12 protein-coding genes are annotated in these 16,973 nt (G+C 45.5%); 4 read left to right on the plus strand and 8 right to left on the minus strand.

Annotated features, from left to right (window positions below; translation table 11 throughout):
- Positions 1–192: 192 nt before the first annotated feature.
- From QUB68_RS19245 to nfi, 6 genes are all read right to left on the minus strand, one after another.
- The gene (locus QUB68_RS19245; protein ID WP_332995457.1) at positions 193–1,347 is read right to left on the minus strand and encodes a DNA cytosine methyltransferase; all 1,155 of its coding nucleotides are present in this window, start codon (positions 1,345–1,347) and stop codon (positions 193–195) included.
- A gap of 155 nt (positions 1,348–1,502) precedes the next feature.
- The gene (locus QUB68_RS19250; RefSeq protein ID WP_332995459.1) at positions 1,503–1,931 is read right to left on the minus strand and encodes a hypothetical protein; all 429 of its coding nucleotides are present in this window, start codon (positions 1,929–1,931) and stop codon (positions 1,503–1,505) included.
- 109 nt (positions 1,932–2,040) lie between these two features.
- A complete protein-coding gene (locus QUB68_RS19255) occupies positions 2,041–4,044 on the minus strand; it encodes an FHA domain-containing protein (RefSeq protein WP_332995461.1) in 2,004 nt (667 codons plus the stop codon).
- A gap of 295 nt (positions 4,045–4,339) precedes the next feature.
- Positions 4,340–4,870 (minus strand): FHA domain-containing protein, encoded by a 531-nt coding sequence (locus tag QUB68_RS19260; RefSeq protein ID WP_332995463.1) that lies wholly within the window; start codon positions 4,868–4,870, stop codon positions 4,340–4,342.
- Between the two features lie 556 nt (positions 4,871–5,426).
- The gene (locus QUB68_RS19265; protein ID WP_293130743.1) at positions 5,427–5,657 is read right to left on the minus strand and encodes a KGG domain-containing protein; all 231 of its coding nucleotides are present in this window, start codon (positions 5,655–5,657) and stop codon (positions 5,427–5,429) included.
- A 419-nt stretch (positions 5,658–6,076) separates the two neighbouring features.
- Positions 6,077–6,769 (minus strand): deoxyribonuclease V, encoded by a 693-nt coding sequence (gene nfi / locus QUB68_RS19270; protein ID WP_332995466.1) that lies wholly within the window; start codon positions 6,767–6,769, stop codon positions 6,077–6,079.
- Between the two features lie 663 nt (positions 6,770–7,432).
- On the opposite strand from nfi, the gene QUB68_RS19275 reads away from it, so the two are divergent.
- The 4 genes from QUB68_RS19275 (at position 7,433) to QUB68_RS19290 (ending at position 13,471) form a co-directional block, all read left to right on the plus strand.
- Positions 7,433–8,257: a prohibitin family protein gene (locus tag QUB68_RS19275; protein ID WP_332995467.1), complete on the plus strand. Its 825-nt coding sequence runs from the start codon at positions 7,433–7,435 to the stop codon at positions 8,255–8,257.
- Between the two features lie 271 nt (positions 8,258–8,528).
- The gene (locus QUB68_RS19280; RefSeq protein WP_332995582.1) at positions 8,529–11,534 is read left to right on the plus strand and encodes an EAL domain-containing protein; all 3,006 of its coding nucleotides are present in this window, start codon (positions 8,529–8,531) and stop codon (positions 11,532–11,534) included.
- A 196-nt stretch (positions 11,535–11,730) separates the two neighbouring features.
- Positions 11,731–12,585 (plus strand): Uma2 family endonuclease, encoded by an 855-nt coding sequence (locus tag QUB68_RS19285; RefSeq protein WP_332995469.1) that lies wholly within the window; start codon positions 11,731–11,733, stop codon positions 12,583–12,585.
- 115 nt (positions 12,586–12,700) lie between these two features.
- Positions 12,701–13,471: a Uma2 family endonuclease gene (locus QUB68_RS19290; RefSeq protein ID WP_332995471.1), complete on the plus strand. Its 771-nt coding sequence runs from the start codon at positions 12,701–12,703 to the stop codon at positions 13,469–13,471.
- A 35-nt stretch (positions 13,472–13,506) separates the two neighbouring features.
- On the opposite strand, the gene QUB68_RS19295 is transcribed toward QUB68_RS19290, so the two are convergent.
- Together QUB68_RS19295 and QUB68_RS19300 are read right to left on the minus strand one after the other, a co-directional pair.
- Positions 13,507–14,976 (minus strand): DUF1802 family protein, encoded by a 1,470-nt coding sequence (locus QUB68_RS19295; protein WP_332995473.1) that lies wholly within the window; start codon positions 14,974–14,976, stop codon positions 13,507–13,509.
- Positions 14,973–16,952 carry an ATP-binding protein gene (locus QUB68_RS19300; protein WP_332995475.1) on the minus strand — a complete coding sequence of 660 codons (1,980 nt, stop codon included), beginning with the start codon at positions 16,950–16,952 and terminating at the stop codon, positions 14,973–14,975. The genes QUB68_RS19295 and QUB68_RS19300 overlap by 4 nt, the downstream gene beginning before the upstream one ends.
- Positions 16,953–16,973 lie beyond the last annotated feature (21 nt).

Consider the following 16,973-nt stretch of genomic DNA (forward strand, 5'->3'; position numbering starts at 1 on the left):
AGTCTAAACCATTTGTGAACTTTTCTTTTTCTTAGTTCATTTAAAAAACCGAGTTCACTAATCTCTAGCGTGTGTGAAGCGCGACGATTAACTGTTACGGGGGCTAGAAACCCGGTTTCTACGAATTTTGCGATTGGTCACGACAAATCTAGCAAGAAACCGGGTTTCTGAGATACTTTTGCGCTTATTTATTTATTTTGTGTGTAAAAATAGATAAATTGTTTGAGCAATAGCCTGGGAAGCCAAATAAGGAACTCCATTCCCCACAGTTTTAAACATATTAGTCAGCGTCATCTGGGGCGGCAACGCAAACTCTTTTGGCAGTGACTGAACTGCAAGTGTTTCAGCAACAGAAAGCCTGCGAACTTTGTAAGGGTGCAAGTGAACTTCGTTATTGCCGTAACAAGCTGTCGGCGAATAGCGCCAGCGGTGCAGGCGCTTGAAAGATTTTTTTGAATCGTCTCCCTCCTCGACCTCAGCAAACCTTTTAATACCTGCTCTCGGTTGAAAATAATCTGCGGCATTGGGATGGTTGAGAACATCATTTTTTTGGAACCAAAACTCAACCGTTAAATTTTGGGGAATGCCATCGGGACAAGGTAAGAAATCATCGCCTCCAAAGAGATTTCTCTGAGGCCAAGGATAAGCAAAAACTTCTGATTTGGGATATAATATCTGACTGTCCCACGGAAATGAATTTTCGGGTAACATTTGGCTTTTTTCATCTAAGGAAATGCCCAGACTTTTGATGAGATTTTTTCTAAAGCCAATCAAAATAATTCGGTCTCTATCTTGCGGGACACCGTATTCGATCGCATTTATTAAACGTTCTAAAAAAAAATATCCCGCATCAGCCAACTTAAGCTTTAGTTCGTCATAAAAAGCTTTGTGTTTTTTGGTTCTCCACAAACCTTTGACATTTTCAAACAAAAAGAAATCCGGCTGCTGCTGACAAATCAATTCAATGTACGAAGCTGAAAGTTTGCCTTTATCTCCTTCTTGACCTCGGTTTTTACCGCCAATCGAAAAGTCAGGACAAGGCGGCCCCGCGATAAATCCCACAATATCGTGATGCTTGCGGGCATCCTGCATCAATTCCCGCAGGCGAAAAGCTGGTTTTCCCCCTACAAGTTGAGTGACATCTGCTTCCTCTGCTTCGCAGTATCCGTATTCTGGTAGCGGCAAATTCAGGCACTGCCGAGAGTAGCGGTATGCTTGCATGAAAGGTGGGAAAATTTCATTGACATAGGCTACATTAAAGCCGCTTAATTCAAAACCGAGGTCAAGGAATCCCGAACCGGAAAAAAACGAGAATATACAGGGAATTGGGCATGGGGAATTGGGCATTGGGAATCGGTAATTGGTAATTGGTAATTGGTAATTGGTAATTGGTAATTGGTAATTGGTAATTGGCCGGGGTGGGTTTATGAGATTATTGGTCTTAGGCACAGATTGTCTGTAAAACCCGCCCCTACAGGCATCACAAAAATCACACAATATTTTTACAACCATTGGCCGCCTCGGAAACGCCAGTAGGGAAATAAAATTCGCATCAGTGTTTGCGATGCCAGATAAATAGCCAGCCACACTAAACTGTAATGCAAGGCAAAAGCTCCCAAGTCAAAATCTTGTGCAGGTATCCCGGGCAAACCGATGATTTGAATTAAAAATAATACAAAAAGTGCTTCCCAAATCCCGGCGAGCAATTGAAAGGCGCCGGGCCAATCTCGATCCCAGCGAAACTGCTGGATGTAGATATATAAAGCATCCCAGCCGATGCCAAAAATTGCTACATAGCCTAAAATTAAGAAAAAAATTGAGCCTGATTTGGATGTAATTAAACCCAGAAAAAATGGCAGCGTTACTAAAACGCCCACGGTTGCAAATAGCAGTAACCGAGTTTGCCAGCGGCCGAATAAGGTGGGAGTCATAATAAATTAAGAATTGGGCATTGGCCAAACAGGGCATTGGGCATTGGCATTGATAACAAATAACTAATAACTAATAACCAATAACCAATAACTAATAACCAATAACTAATCAACCGGGAGATTTATTTAAAATCCACTTTAACCACTGCACGAACGATCGCCAAACGCTCAATTTCCCAACACCCGGAGCTCGGTTAGCTGCCAGACTTTCAACGGAACGCAGGGCCGCGTATTGCAAGCCCAAAAAGCTGTCTACTGGGGCGTAAGGCCCGCCCAAAGTAATCGCGCCCGCTGTGTAAACCCGCCCTTCTGCGTTGCTAGCAGAAGTGTTACGCAATTCGGGTACTTCAAAATCGTTGTTCACGCTCAAACGCCCCAAATTGTTGAGGGGAAGATTGTATTGAGCCACCAAATCGTCTAGCAGGGGACTGGTTTTTACCTTAGCGTCCAAACCCGTAGCGTCAATGATAAAATCAGCTTCTAGCTTAATTTGCCCCTTGAGTTCCTTCTCCTGAATGTACGTCACCGTGCGGTTTTGACTGTCGCGCTCGACTCGCTCGACTTCGCCGAAGGTAATTTGATACCATCCTTGACTTAAACCTTGTTTGACAATGTGCTGCCAGTCGCTGCGATTGGCTGTAGTCGTGCCGCCCCAGTCGGTTAGCAACTGCGGGCGAAATTCCGGTTTGGCTTGTTCCAAAAGTAGGCGGAGTTCCCCGCCCCAGCAGGCTTTGGGCCAGTTGAAAGGTTGAAATTCATAGTGATTTTCGACTTGTCGCACAGCCCGATCGAATTTGTTACCTTGGGGTTTGGGCGATCGCATCAAATGCAATACTTGAATATTGGCATTCCGTTGTCGCGCTTCATAAATCCGCTGCACCACCCGCGAAGCCACAATCCCCCGCCCTCTAATCAATACGCTGCCGCCCCTCGCTTCCAACTTTTCGTAAACACCGTCGTGGCTTTCGTAAGCGTTGACAACCGATTCAAAATCCTGAGTTTTTTCGCGATACTCTTGCAAGTCCGGCAAAAATTGAATGGCGGGATAGCCGGTGGCTAAGTGTACGTATTTGGCGATTAAAAAAGCGTGGTCGCGGTGCTCGGCATTCGATCGAGAATAAGCGATCGCGTACCGGCCGTCATCTGTCTTGCGAATTGCCCGCACTCTCCCGTAGCGAAACATCTGATTCCACCCGATACGCACAGTTTCCCTGTCAATAGAATCAAACACATTCCCGGCGCGCGGCGTATAAGTTTCGGCAAAAGTCGGTTCGGCAAATACCTGCCACATCAACTTCAGCGACACTCCCAACCGCCCTTTCAGCAATTCCTGCCAAGCTTCCCGCACAGCATAGGGAGGCCAGCCCCAAATGTTGTCTGGACACGAGTCAGAATTCGATCGCAGGCGTTCCCGCAGCGGAATTTGAGAATTCAGGCACAAACGCCGGTAGCGGGCGTAGGGCTGCTCTTCCATGCCCAAAACGGCAATTCGATCGACCTTCACGCCGCAAATTCTCAGCAAATCCACCCACATAAAGCTGCCCAAACCGCCGCCAACAGCAGCCCAATCAATTTCTTCCACCGGGAGCCCCATAGATTGGAGCGATCGCATTGTCACTTGAGAAGCTTGCAAAAATGCGATCGGCGGAAATTCTCCCTTACTATTTGTTTGAGGAAGCGGCGAGACAATTTGCGGCCCCAACGCGGGGTCTGGCCCATTGGTCTGGGGGTTAAAGAAAATGTGAGAATTGACAGACTGGGGTTCTGTGGAATTAATCGCAAATGAAATGCCGATCGCGTAGGGCCCAATTTGCAGCATATCGCCGTTTGCCAAGATGCAGCGGGTTTGGCGAGCGCCGTTGACATAAGTACCGTTGCGGCTGCCCGTGTCAATGACTACGATACTGTTGCCTTCGGTGGCAATCACTCCGTGAAAGCGAGAAATTTGACTGCTGCTGAGGGCAATTCGAGAAACTCGTTCCCCGTTGATTGTGCCGGGCATAGCTTCAAAAATACGTCCCAAAGCGATCGGCAAGTCGAGTATTGGGGAGCGACAATCCCCCGTAGCTGTATCTTTCCAAGTCAGTCGCAGGCGCAAGGGTTGAGGATTCATTATTATTTTTTAAACATTAGCCGTAGAGTTTGAGCGGGCTGCGAAAAAAGATTTTTGAATTTGAGAGATTGGATTTGAGATTTTGGATTGAATGCAATCGGGAACGGCAAAATCTGGTTTCTTAATCCCTTTACTTCGTTCAAAACCTCAATCAGAGTTAAAAAATCGGTTTTTGGGTGTTGGTGTGTTTCGGAGTGTGCGGGCGAAAATTAGTTGCGGGAAATGGCACAATCCTAGCATTAGCGATGTTTGATTGTCGATCGGGCGATCGTCCGATTATCTCTTTTTAAAATTTTCAAGGAGAGAGTACCACACTCACCGCCGCCGCCAAAGAAGTACCGCACCACGGACACCCTGCACTCAATTGCGCGTAAGGCGAAATTCGGGTGCACTTCGGACACTGCAAACCGTAGGTGCAAGGCCCCGTCGCCGGGGAAGAAATTTGAACCGGAGGCGCAGACAGCAAAACTGTCAGTGGCGCAGCTACCTGCATCTCCGTCACCTCCACCACCTCGATTTCCACTTGGCCTAAATGGATGCGGCTTCCCGAAGTCAATTTTGCTTCGCCCGATGCCAGAATTTTTCCGTCTACCAGCGGCGGATTGCTGTCGCGCAAATTCCGCACGGCATATTCCTGCAATTCCTGATTAAAAAATATTTCGATGTGCAAGCCCGAGACGCTCGAATGCGAAAATACTAGATCGCACTTCGCCCGATCGCGCCCGAGTCTCACGCTTCCCGGATTTTTGCTTGGCTGTCCGTCTTGAATCGTCCGAGTTTGATGCACCCCAGCTTCTGTCCATGTCAAAGTGAGCTGGTTTGTCATGAGTCTGTGGTTTCCTGAAATATATAAAAATCTTACTTATTTATATCAGGAGTTAGGACAGTTTCAGGGCTGACTCGCTGGGGCTAAGAAACCCGGTTTCTAGGAGTTTTGGGTTTGGTAACGAGTAATCTCAAAAGAAACCGGGTTTCTGAGGTCAAAAGTGCGATCGCCACCTGTATGCCTCTGAGAAAATAGAAAAGTGCAGCTCAACAAAAAAGCCCCGAATTCGGGGCTTTTGTCGCTCGGGTTGGCTTTTTTTGAGACACTGACTCGCACGTATTGCAGCTTTTGTTTGCCGCAAAATTCTCAACCCCAGTGCAGCGAAAGTTAAAGATTTGCCAGCGATTGCTCAAAACTAATCCCTGCGGGGTGTTCTGGCGTTGCGAAGCGAGGCGTACGCACTGCGTTGCGTTTTTTGTCGGAAAGGGCGATCGAACTAGCTGCAACAGCAGAAATTCGATCGCACCACCTCCTCAAACGCGAGCTTGTTTACCGTGCTGAATCTCAAGCTGCAACTATCGTGCCATCTTTCGTTCCAGCCAAAGCGTTAAGAGACTTAAGCTTCGCTCTTGCGACTTTTGCGGCCGCCTTCGCGACCAATTTGAGCCATGTGTTCCCGATTTCTGCTGACGGCTTCGCCACCTTTTTGACCAGCTTCTCTGGCTTCTTCAGGGGTGAATTCGTGTGCAGTTCCTTTCTCGTGTGCAGCTTTTCCGCCTTTGCTGGCAATTGCGCGCTGTTTTTCGGCGTCCATAGAAGCGAATCCGCGTTTGCTTTTCTCAGCCATGACTGTCTCCTTGTTTGTTTTCTGATTTTTTAGCTCGATCGCGCCTTCGCCTCCCACTGTAGTGGGTACTCCCAGTCAGTGGTGAGATTTCAGACGGTAAATTATGAAACGTCACTTGACGAATCTAAACTTTTGGTTTTAGTCGCAGGATGATTATTTCATAATTTACAAATGTGAACTAAAAATAGTTCACGCCCGGACACTCTCTGTTAGAGCAGCCAATGTTTAAGCAGTTTACTGTCTTTCAATCATTCTATAAACCCCCCAACTTTTATACCTCTTTCTCAGGTATAGTCATTCTTTAGTTCGCTGGAAGGATGGAAGCGAAAGCTCATTGGCCATAGACTCATAGAATTTTTCTACTCAGGGGTGACACCTCAAAAATTAAAAGTCCAAAGAGGGATGCTTTTTTTGTCTTTTTACTTTTCATTTTTTTGATGCCTTCCGGGGTTGCCTGTTATCGGAGATGTTAGGTGATCTGCCGATCGAGTTGTTTCTGGCAAGCGATATCTCGGGGCGCAGCGCAGGACGTACTCGATCGCACTGATCAAGTCTATCTTATGACCGATCGATACATAAATCGGTTTTACTCCTGTTTGCGTCCTTAGCGCTGCGCCTACGGTTGATCCCTCGTGCAGCAAGGGCTGCCAACTACCCCGGTCGAACCCTACTTCTGAATGTTCTCCAATAAATCTAGTTTTGGCAACTCCGATCGTCGCAATTCCTGTCAAAACTCCCAAATGGCAGGCAAGACCGAACCTGCGGGGGTGAGCGAGTCCTTGACCGTCGCACAATATCAAGTCTGGCCTCAAACTGATATTTTCTAAAGCGTCGAGGACTGCCGGCACTTCTCGAAAAGACAAGAAACCCGGAACGTAAGGGAAAGCTGTCGGACTGCGAACTGCTGCTTGTTGCTGCAACTGCAAGTCGGGAAAGCTCAGAACTGTGACAGCGGCTAGCGATACGCTGTCTGCACTGTCGTAGCCGACATCTACGCCTGCGACATACCGAACTGGCGACCGTTGATTTTCGGTAATTACCGATGACCGGAGCTGTTCTTGAATGGCGATCGCCTCTTCAATTGTCTGCGGCCAAGGTTGTCGCTGCAACATTAGATATTTTTATTCAACCGTTCTCATCTAATCTTAACTTATTTTGTGGCATTTATAAACTCGGATTTTTATCGTTTGTCGCTATAAATTCACCACTGGCGCAAGGAGTCTTTTTTTATACTCTGGAGGGTTGAGTAAGGCCGGCGCAGGCCAATTCTACATATAAGGTCTGTACGTCGTAGACTGAAATTCTATCTTTCGCTTGTGCTTGCACCAACCCGCAAAGGTTTCACCGCCACGCACCTCCAATTTACCATTAAAATTTACCCAAAAATTAGCTGTTCAATTCTGATTTTTTCGCTCTCTAGAAAGCTTTCTCTCTCCGAGCGCCATCCTATAGCTTGTCGGAGAGCGATCGAGCTATCTATTCACTTCTTTATCTAAATTCGTCCCATTTGTCGAGATATTGAAACATTTATTCATCAATCATCTCAGCCTGGTACAAGTGCCATTGTTCATACCAGATAATTGATCTAACGGGAATCTTATACTTTTTGCATTTGAGAGGCTCTGGAACCCTCAAAAATATATGACTTTTATGAAAATAATCAATGAATTTATGAATTGTTGCACCATTAACATGAAGTTATAATCTTAGATAAGACCGCATCGAAAACTAACATCCCGTAACACAACTCAACGCTGAATTAACATATGAAAACCATGCAAAGTGTTCGGTACAACCTAGCTCTCTACACCGTCGGTGGCATCGTCTTGATCATCGCCGCCTTAATTTTAAAACCTTTTGCCATCGTCGGCGCCGGGGAACGCGGCGTGATGATGCGCTTCGGCAAAGTTCAGAACGAGATTTTAGATGAAGGCATCCACCCGATTTTGCCGATCGTCACTTCCGTCAAAACCCTGAGCGTCCGAGTCCAAAAAACAGACCTCAAAGCAGATGCAGCATCCAAAGACTTGCAAAAAGTTAGTACAGACTTGGCAATTAACTGGAACATTGACCCCGCCAAAGCTAACCAAGTTTTCCAGCAAGTAGGAGACGAAGAACAAATTGTCAATAGCATTCTTAGTCCGGCAATTTCCGAAGTGCTCAAAGCAGCAACTTCTGAAAAAACAGCAGAAGAAATTATCACTAAACGCACAGAACTTAAAACAGAAATTGACAACTCTCTCAAAAAACGCTTAGCGCCTTACGGCATCATCATCAGAGATGTTTCATTGATCAATTTTGGGTTTTCTCCAGAATTTAGCAAAGCCATCGAAGCCAAACAGATAGCAGAACAAGAAGCCAAACAAGCAGAATTTACAGTTAAAAAAGCAACCCAAGATGCTCAAGCCCAAATTAACCGCGCTAAGGGACAAGCAGAAGCTCAACGCTTGCAGCGGCAAACTTTAACTTCAGAAATTTTGCAGCAGCAAGCAATTGAAAAATGGAACGGCCAGTTTCCGACAGTCATGGGGGGCAACGGGGCTCTACCCCTGATTAATATTACGCCTCCTACCGGTCAATCTGCGACTCCTGGTAAATAAGCTGCTGCGCATCCTGATTGACGGAGCGCGGGGATTCGGGGAGAGGGAGAGAGAGTCCGAGGGGGGAGAGGAATTGAGGGTTTTTCACTGCGGCAGTGAAGATCTGCTTTTTGTAAATGCCCAAGACCAAGCGCAGAAAATACAATTAACAACTAAATTGAAATCCCGCTTACTTAAATCACAAGATACAATTTACGTTGCGCCAGTCCTGAAAAACGTTAAAGTAAGAAGCAACTCGGAAATTGTAAAGGTTTGCTTGAAAGTTTGGCTGATGGGAAATCGAGATAACCAGTCAATTTCTAATTTAGGTGGAGTGGGGGACGTAGCCGATCGCGATCCTGCGTCAGCACTGTGGCTGCGCGATCAAGTTTTGGCAGCTACTAGCAGCGGTATTGTCATTGCTGACGCCAAGGCACCCGACTGTCCCATAATTTATTGCAATCCGGCCTTTGAACGGATTACAGGTTACGCAGCCGGTGAAATATTGGGGCGCAACTGCCGATTTTTGCAAGGCCCCGATACGGATCGAACTACGGTAGCTAAGATCCGCGAAGCCTTGCGCGAAGGTCGAGCATTGCAGGTGACAATCAAAAATTACCGCAAAGACGGTACTGCTTTTTGGAACAAATTGTCGCTATCTCTCCTGCGAGACGACAGCGGTAATTTGACTCACTTCGTCGGAACTCAGTCCGACTTATCCGATCGCATAGAAGTGCAGGAAGCACTACAGCAAGCTAACGACCAACTGCAAACGATTTTGGAAGCAGTTCCGGGGACAGTATCTTGGATTAGCTCGGATTTGCGCTATTTGGGTGTCAACCACCACTTGGCTAAATTGCACGGTTTGCCGCCGTCGGCCTTTGTCGGTCAAGATATCGGTTTTCTGGGCGCTAGCTCGGATTTTCACTCTTTTGTGGTGGAGTTTTTTGCCTGCGAGTCTACAGAAACGGTTAAAGAACTCGGCGCTAAGGTGAAAACTGACGGCGGCCAGTCGGCGGGACACTATTTGATTGTGGCTCAAAAGTACGATCGGGGTAACGCAGCTTGTCTGGTAGGGATTGACATTACTGAGCGCAAGCGGGCAGAAGAAGCTCTGGTATTGACTCGGAAGGCGGTGGAAAGTTCGAGCGACGCGATCGGGATCAGCGATGTTTCGGGCACTCACATCTATCAAAATCCAGCGTTTTCTCAGCTATTTGAATGGGACACCGCAGAGGAATTTAAACGAGCTGGAGGCATACCGGCAGTTTTTGCAGACTCTGCCGTCGCCGCGGAGGTACTCGACACGATCGCCCGGGGTTATTCTTGGTCTGGTGAAGTTACTAACCGCACTAAAAGCGGCGAAATTTTGCAAGTGCTGCTGCGGGCAGATGCTATTAAAGACCGCACCGGGCAAATTGTCGGTCTAATTTACATGAATACCGACATTACCGATCGCAAGCGCACGGAACAAGAGCTGCGACAAAGCGAAAAGCGTTTTCGATCGCTGATTGAAAATGCCAGAGACATTATTATAATTCTCGACGAGAAAGGCTTTTGCCGCTATGTCTCTCCTTCCCAAGAGCGGATTTTGGGCTACCCGACGGCGGAAGTGCTCGGCCGCTCTGTATTTGACTTGATTCACCCCGATGAATTGCCGATGGTGGATCAGGTGTTCAAAGGTGTCATCGAAATGCCGAGAGTTGGTCTGGGATTGGCGGAATACCGAGTGCGGCACAAGGACGGTTTCTGGTGCGTGTTGGAAGCGGTGGCGACGAATTTGCTCGACGAACCTTCGGTGCGGGGAATTGTCGTCAACTGTCACGATGTGACTGAGCGCAAGGTGGCTGAAGACCAATTGTTGCACGATGCTTTGCACGACGCGCTGACGGAGTTGCCGAACCGCGCTTTGTTGACTGACAGGTTGGGGCAAGCTTTTGCCCGCGTCAAACGGCATCCGAGCTATCAGTTTGCGGTGCTGTTTCTGGATTTGGACAGGTTTAAGGTGATTAATGACAGTCAGGGACACCGCACGGGCGATCGGCTGTTGGTGGCTGTGGCCCGCCGTCTGTTGACTTGTTTGCGGCCTGGAGATACGGCGGCTCGTCTCGGGGGAGATGAGTTTGTGATTTTGCTGGAGGAAATTCAAGGTGTTGATGAAGCCATCGCCCAAGCCAAGCAAATTCTGAAGGCGATCGAACGACCGCTTTTTTTGGAAGGTAATAAAGTTTTAATTACTGCTAGCATCGGCATTGCTTTGAGTACCGACAAATATCAGTGGCCTGGAGATATTTTGCGCGATGCTGATATTGCCATGTACCGGGCAAAAGCTCTCGGTAAAGCTCGCTACGAAGTGTTTACAAGTGCCATGCACACTCGGGCTGTGGCTTTGATGCACTTGGAACACGATTTGCGAGAGTCGGTTGATGAACTGAATTGGAAAGATTCGATGGTGGATTTCGCAGGTAGCCCGGTGGGGGAAAACTCCCAGACTAGCGAAATTGAAGGGAAGTTGGAGCGTCCGAAATCACAATTTACTCCTCCTAGATTGGAATGTCCTTTTACTGTTTATTATCAGCCGATTGTTTGTTTGAAAAGCGGCTCGGTTATCGGATTTGAGGCGCTGGTGCGCTGGCTGCACCCGGAACGCGGTTTGGTTTCTCCGATGGAATTTATTGCGATGGCTGAGGAAACTGGGTTAATTATGCCTTTGGGTTTGTGGGTTTTGAACGAAAGCTGCCGCCAAATTATTAAGTGGCAGAGTTTGAATTTACCTGTGGGAAATTCGCGGCTGACAGTAGCGGTAAATCTTTCGGGGAGGCAGTTTTCGGAGCCGGAGTCGATCGAGCAAATTAAGCAAGTTTTGCAGGAAACAGGTGTTGATGCTCGCTGTTTGAAGTTGGAGATTACTGAGACTGTGGTGATGGAAGATGGGGAAGCGGCGGCGGCGATGCTTTCGCAGTTGAGAGAGTTGGGAATCGGGCTGTGTATTGATGATTTTGGTACTGGTTATTCGTCTCTGAGTTATTTGCACAAATTCCCGATTAATATTTTGAAGGTCGATCGCTCTTTTGTCAGCCGCGTTGGGGCAGCGGGCGAAAATTTGGAAATCGTGCGGGCGATCGTCATGCTGGCCCGCAGTTTGGGGATGGAGGTAGTGGCGGAAGGTGTCGAAACCGCCGTGCAATTGGCTCAAATGCGGGCGATCGGCTGCGAGTACGGTCAGGGGTACTTTTTCTCTAGACCTCTCGACTCTGAGGCAGCTACGGCCTTGTTGAGGCGATCGCCCAAATGGTGAATTAAACCTTGAGTGTTAAGATTAGACTTGAGTATAAGTAGGTCATTGCCAAAAAAACAATAGTATATCGTAGGGGCGGGTTTAGCTAAGAATCTAGGATATAAGCGATCGGATAAAAGCAAAACCCGCCCTCTCCATCTAATGTTTATTTGTACCCACCTACTTAATAGCAAACTATCGAGAGCGGTAAAAATATATGTCTCAATCTGTTGTGCCAGCAGTCGAAGAAAAGCAAACAGATACTTTGCCTACCTTAACTTTTGAAGAATACCGATTTTATCAAAGTGATTCAGATGTACAATATGAACTGTACAAAGGCAAATTAATCCCGATGCCAACAGCAACAGTTTTACACATCAAAATTTGCGAATATTTAGTTTACAAATTGCAGCGTTACCTAGCCGCTCACAATCTCGACTTAGTAGTAAAAACTGGTCTGGGAGTAAGAACAGATGAAGATAAATCGCGCATCCCCGATGTAGTCGTCTGCACTAAAAGTCTTTTAGAACAAGCTGCTGCTAGAGCCGGTGCAGGTATCCTAGATTTTGATGAAAAGCCACTGTTAGTGGTAGAAGTCGTCAGCGAAAATCGGCGGGCAGATTACGTAATCAAACGGGGAGAGTATGAATTAGCAAATGTGCCGGAATATTGCATTGTTGACCCTAAAAATGGCAAGCAAAAAATCCGACTTTTTGCATTAATCGAAGGTGAAGATGGTTACACATATACAGATTACTTACCGGGTGAGGAAATGGTATCTGTAGTATTTCCCGATCTGATTTTATCAGTGGATGAAATACTAAACCCAACCTTGGTAGAAGAGTTAATTAACGCAGAACAAGCACGGTTACTGGAACTTGGACAGGAAGCTGCAACGGAACGTCAACGGGCTGACAATGAGCGCCAACGGGCTAATGATGAACGTCAACGGGCTGATGATGAACGTCAACGGGCTAATGATGAGAGTCAACGGGCTGATGATGAACGTCAACGTGCCGAAAAATTGGTGGCGAGGTTGCGGGAGTTGGGCGTAGATCCTGATTCTCTGTAGGATATTGGATGAAGTACGCGCTGCTAAGCTATGCCGTACTTTTTCATTCCTAAGAGCTTGAGTGTTAAAATTAAAATTGAGTAGAATAGCAAACTATCAAGATCGGGAGAAATATATGTCTCAATCTATTGTGCCAGCGATCGAAGAAAAACAGCTCGATACTTCGCCCACATTAACCTTTGAAGAATACCGATTTTATAAAGTCGATGACGAGATAAAACATGAGCTGCACAGAGGTCAATTAATACCAATAGCAATGCCTACAATTCTACACATAAATATTTGTGAGTATTTGGTTTATAAATTGCAGCGTCACCTAGCTAAAAACAATCTTGATTTAGTAGTCAAAAGAAATTTGGGAGTCAGAACCGAAGAAAATTCATCCCGCATCCCTGATATAGTTGTTTGCACTAAAAGTCTTTTAGAACAAGTTGCTGCTCGACCCGGAGGGGCCGTCCTTGACTTTGATGAAACGCCTTTATTATTAATAGAAGTAGTTGGCAAAGATCGACGCGCAGATTATGTACTTAAACGAGGAGAGTACGAACTAGCTAACGTGCCGGAATATTGCATAGTTGACCCGACAGAAAATAGACAGCGGGTGCGAGTTGCGGCATTTCCCGAAGGTGATGAGGTTTATTCACAGGTAGATTACTTGCCTGGTGAGGAAATGGTATCTGTAGTATTTCCTAATTTGAGATTATCAGTCGATGAAATACTGTGTCCGCCATTGGTGGAAAGGTTAATTAAAGAAGAACAAAGGCGGTTGCAGGAACTTCGACAGTCACCTACAACGGAACGTCAACGGGCTGATCGTGAACATCAACGCGCTGAAAGATTGGCGGCGAGGTTGCGAGAGTTGGGAGTAGATCCTGATACTGTGTAGGAAATTGTATGAAGTGCGATCGCCCTTCAGCTATCTCAATCATCTAGCAGTAAATCGCGCAGGAAATAAAAGCGATCGCCCTCCGCATCATTTCCCTTTTCTCGCCGTCCTAAATAACCTGTCAGCGGTGAAGAAAGTTCTATTGTTAAATCTCTTACTGATGGGTAGGTTAGCTTAAAATCAGTAGCAAATTTAGCATTGTATTGAACTTTAATCTCAACAACCGTTGGAAACTCGCTATCTGAATAGCAAAGTTGTTTGACTGCTTGTACGATTTGCGATCGCACTTTAATCTTGTCCCAAACTCGCTCAATATAACGATTCACTTTAACATCAGCATCTTCACCAAAAGGCTCTTGCTCTAAACACGGTTTTAGGTCTAATAAATTAACTGAGCCTGGGTGTTTAGCTTTCAATTCAACAAGTCTTTGCAATGTTTCAGGGCGAATGACATTCATGTGGTTTCCGATAGCAGTTTTGTTAGCGTGTCTATTTAACTGACCAGCGGCCATAATTATCTTAATACAGCAGTTGTATTGTTCCTGAAGATGCTTGTGTCCTAACTTGATAAGTTGCGCTGGCGTTCCATCAGCTACAGTTTCACTTTTGGTAGCTTTGCATTCTCCCACTACCTGATAGGGAGTTTCACAGTAGAAATCTAATCCGCCAGCGCCCCCGGTTGATTCTGGATCTAAACTAGCTTTTGGGTTGCTGTTAGAATTTCCGAAACCTAACTTAATCAAACTTTTACGAACTAATTTTTCAAAGCCATCACCGTCGCTAGAGTTGCCGACTTGTGAAATTGTTTGAATCCAACCTAAATCTGGATCTGGTTGTGTTGTTGGTGATTTTTCCGACCAACCGAGAAACATTTTGAGTTCTGCGTCTAGTTGTTTGGCTTTTGGGTTGGTGATGGATAAATGCACTAATGCACTTTGCAACTCTTCCAATTCTGGATGTTCGGGAGGCTCTAGTTTTTCCAGTTGTTGGCGGCGTTTGGCAAAGATAGACTCGCTCAAAACAGGCGTTGAATCAGTCACAGTTAGCGATTTTGGCAAAGATACAAAATTGCCGCTGGGATGCACAGGAACTTCAAGCGGCTGAGGTAACAGATAAACGCGAAGATAAGCTAGAAAAAGATAAGGTTTTTCTAAGAGAGTTTGCTGTAATACCTCTGTTGTCCAGACTGTTAACTGCGACAAAGCCTCTAATGATTCAGGATCATTGAGCATTTGGCAAAATTCGCACCTAGCCCAAGCTGTGATCGAAACTTTCTCAGAATTTAACTGAGCAAGTGCGTTTTGAGCGACGGGCAAAAAACTTGAGCGATAATGTTGCTCGTGGGGTAGCAAATTAATCGAAATATCCGCAGGGTACAAAGCAAACTTCTGCCCCGGATTAATGAATTTCCGGGGCACAGCCACAATTGATCGTCCTAAAATTAACGCCTCAACATCAGCAACAGGTAGACGCAGAGCATTGTAAATCAAAACAGATGTGCTCATAATTCACTAAATAAATCACTCAAATCATCCGATTCATCTGTATTATCAATAGCGGGCGGATTAAGAAGGTCTTCTAAAAGTTGACGTTCATCTTCATCGTCAACAACAGGCATTATACCGGATGGATCGCTCAATATCTCTCGCAGTAAAGGATTGTCAAAAGTTAGCTGCTTCTGAGAAATGAAATCAAAAACTTGATCCTCCGTTAAATTGTAGTCTCTGCACTTTCTACAAGCAGAATAAACAGCGATCAGGGGTTTTATTTGCTCTTCTATCAAATCGGCTATTTCACCACCTCTGTCTTGAGGTGATACAAGTTTTTCAAGTAACTTGTATGCTTGAGCGGTCTTCTTTATTCTTTCAATTTTGGATTGAGAACGGACTAAACAACCGCGAGTCAAATCAAATTTTTCGTAATCTATTAAACGCTTCAATACTGCCACTAATTCATTCTGAGAAGACTGCATAACAGCAATACCAATTTTGACAACTTTTCCATTTTCTGTGCCAATAACTTTGAAGTTAATACAATCATTATTTTGGGCTTTTGGCTTAATTTCAGTAGTAACCTCTTCAATCATCACTCCTTCGATGCTCTGACCTTTCAACGTTTCAAAACCAAAGCAAAGAGCTTTAGCAATTATGGAATTATTCTCCATATAGTCTACAAGCCCTGACTCAAGTTCCCTGAGAGCAAGTTCAAATCGCTCAAGAGGATCTTCTGGAAGAGCAGGTCTAGAAACTTTAAAATTCTCTTCACACCATGTCAAAGCTTCCCGTACCGCTGGCTTATTTTTGCCGTATTCTTTGAGTTGATTTTCTTCAAAAGGATATAGCTGAGTGTGAGGCTTTAAATTCCTGAATTCATAGAAATCTTTCAGCCATAGAGTTACTATCTCTATCATTGAATTGCTATCAAGAAAGTTTAATTCTATTGGCTTTCCTTTTGTATGTGTTGATAGTCTAGCTGGTGTACCGCCAGACATCGGCTTAATTTTCTGTTTCCAAGTATCGGGAAGCATTACTGTGAGAATGACAATTCCTTGACCTAGTTCCGATTGATGGAGAGTATCGTGGAGGCGTTTAACTAGATCAGCAATTACCATTTCTGTTGGCAAACCATCATCGGTAGAGTTGTTTTTGACATCTATTTCATCAAAACAAATGATGACTGGGTTGTAGTAACTCACCAAATTCAATATTTGCTGAACATTATTAAGAGCTTCAGCTTCTCTATCTTGATTTGTTTTACCATAATTAGCTGGCAATCCCAGTTCGTCAGCCTTAGACTTATCTAGCTCCTCACCTGACAACCATCTGATTGCAAAAGCTGACTGAATCTTTGAAAGAGTCCACAAAACAGCCCGAATAATATAAGGATCAGCATTAGGCTTTGTTTGGCAAACTTTTTGACTAAGAGTATTCATAAAACTCTTATTTTTAGTTGCCCAACTAGCACATACTTTGTCAAATCGGTCGAGAAGATTGGCGGGCGAAAGGCTTGGAGCATCAGCATTTATAGCTTTCAATCCTTCGTTTGCCATTGCTGATGCTACTTCTTGCCACTGCATCACCCCTTGATTGGCTGTGTAACTAAAACTATTTGCTAAGGTTTGCTGAAATTGGTACTTTATCAGGTTTAAGTCGGTGTAATTATTGACGCTTGCATAAACAAATGCAGCGCCACCATCGCGTTCAAGTCGATGCCGTAGCCGACTGAGAATATGACTTTTACCAACTCCAGGCTGAGCAGTTATAGCAAGTGAAGTCACTTTTTCTTGACTCGATTGACTTGTTCGCACCTGCTCAACGGCCTGAAAAACTGCATCAGAAGCGTGTTTGTTGAGAGTGGGAACATCGGGGAATCCTTTTCCCCAGACATCCTGTTCTGTGACAATCCTAGTTTTGCTAAATGGGTTGTGACTCTGGATAGCAGCGTCAAGAGCTTCTATGGGAGATGCGGCTGAATTTTCCATAATGATTGGGTGTGAGGTAAC

The organism is Microcoleus sp. A006_D1, from assembly GCF_036702805.1.
Classification (GTDB): Bacteria; Cyanobacteriota; Cyanobacteriia; order Cyanobacteriales; family Microcoleaceae; genus Microcoleus.

Coding starts and splice junctions, on each gene's coding strand:
- QUB68_RS19245 (WP_332995457.1), bottom strand. CDS start 1,347: ATGCCCAATTCCCCATGCCCAATTCCCTGTATATTCTCGTTTTTTTCC.
- QUB68_RS19255 (WP_332995461.1), bottom strand. CDS start 4,044: ATGAATCCTCAACCCTTGCGCCTGCGACTGACTTGGAAAGATACAGCT.
- QUB68_RS19290 (WP_332995471.1), top strand. CDS start 12,701: ATGTCTCAATCTATTGTGCCAGCGATCGAAGAAAAACAGCTCGATACT.
- QUB68_RS19300 (WP_332995475.1), bottom strand. CDS start 16,952: ATGGAAAATTCAGCCGCATCTCCCATAGAAGCTCTTGACGCTGCTATC.
- QUB68_RS19265 (WP_293130743.1), bottom strand. CDS start 5,657: ATGGCTGAGAAAAGCAAACGCGGATTCGCTTCTATGGACGCCGAAAAA.
- QUB68_RS19280 (WP_332995582.1), top strand. CDS start 8,529: ATGGGAAATCGAGATAACCAGTCAATTTCTAATTTAGGTGGAGTGGGG.
- QUB68_RS19275 (WP_332995467.1), top strand. CDS start 7,433: ATGCAAAGTGTTCGGTACAACCTAGCTCTCTACACCGTCGGTGGCATC.
- QUB68_RS19295 (WP_332995473.1), bottom strand. CDS start 14,976: ATGAGCACATCTGTTTTGATTTACAATGCTCTGCGTCTACCTGTTGCT.
- QUB68_RS19250 (WP_332995459.1), bottom strand. CDS start 1,931: ATGACTCCCACCTTATTCGGCCGCTGGCAAACTCGGTTACTGCTATTT.
- QUB68_RS19285 (WP_332995469.1), top strand. CDS start 11,731: ATGTCTCAATCTGTTGTGCCAGCAGTCGAAGAAAAGCAAACAGATACT.
- QUB68_RS19260 (WP_332995463.1), bottom strand. CDS start 4,870: ATGACAAACCAGCTCACTTTGACATGGACAGAAGCTGGGGTGCATCAA.
- nfi (WP_332995466.1), bottom strand. CDS start 6,769: ATGTTGCAGCGACAACCTTGGCCGCAGACAATTGAAGAGGCGATCGCC.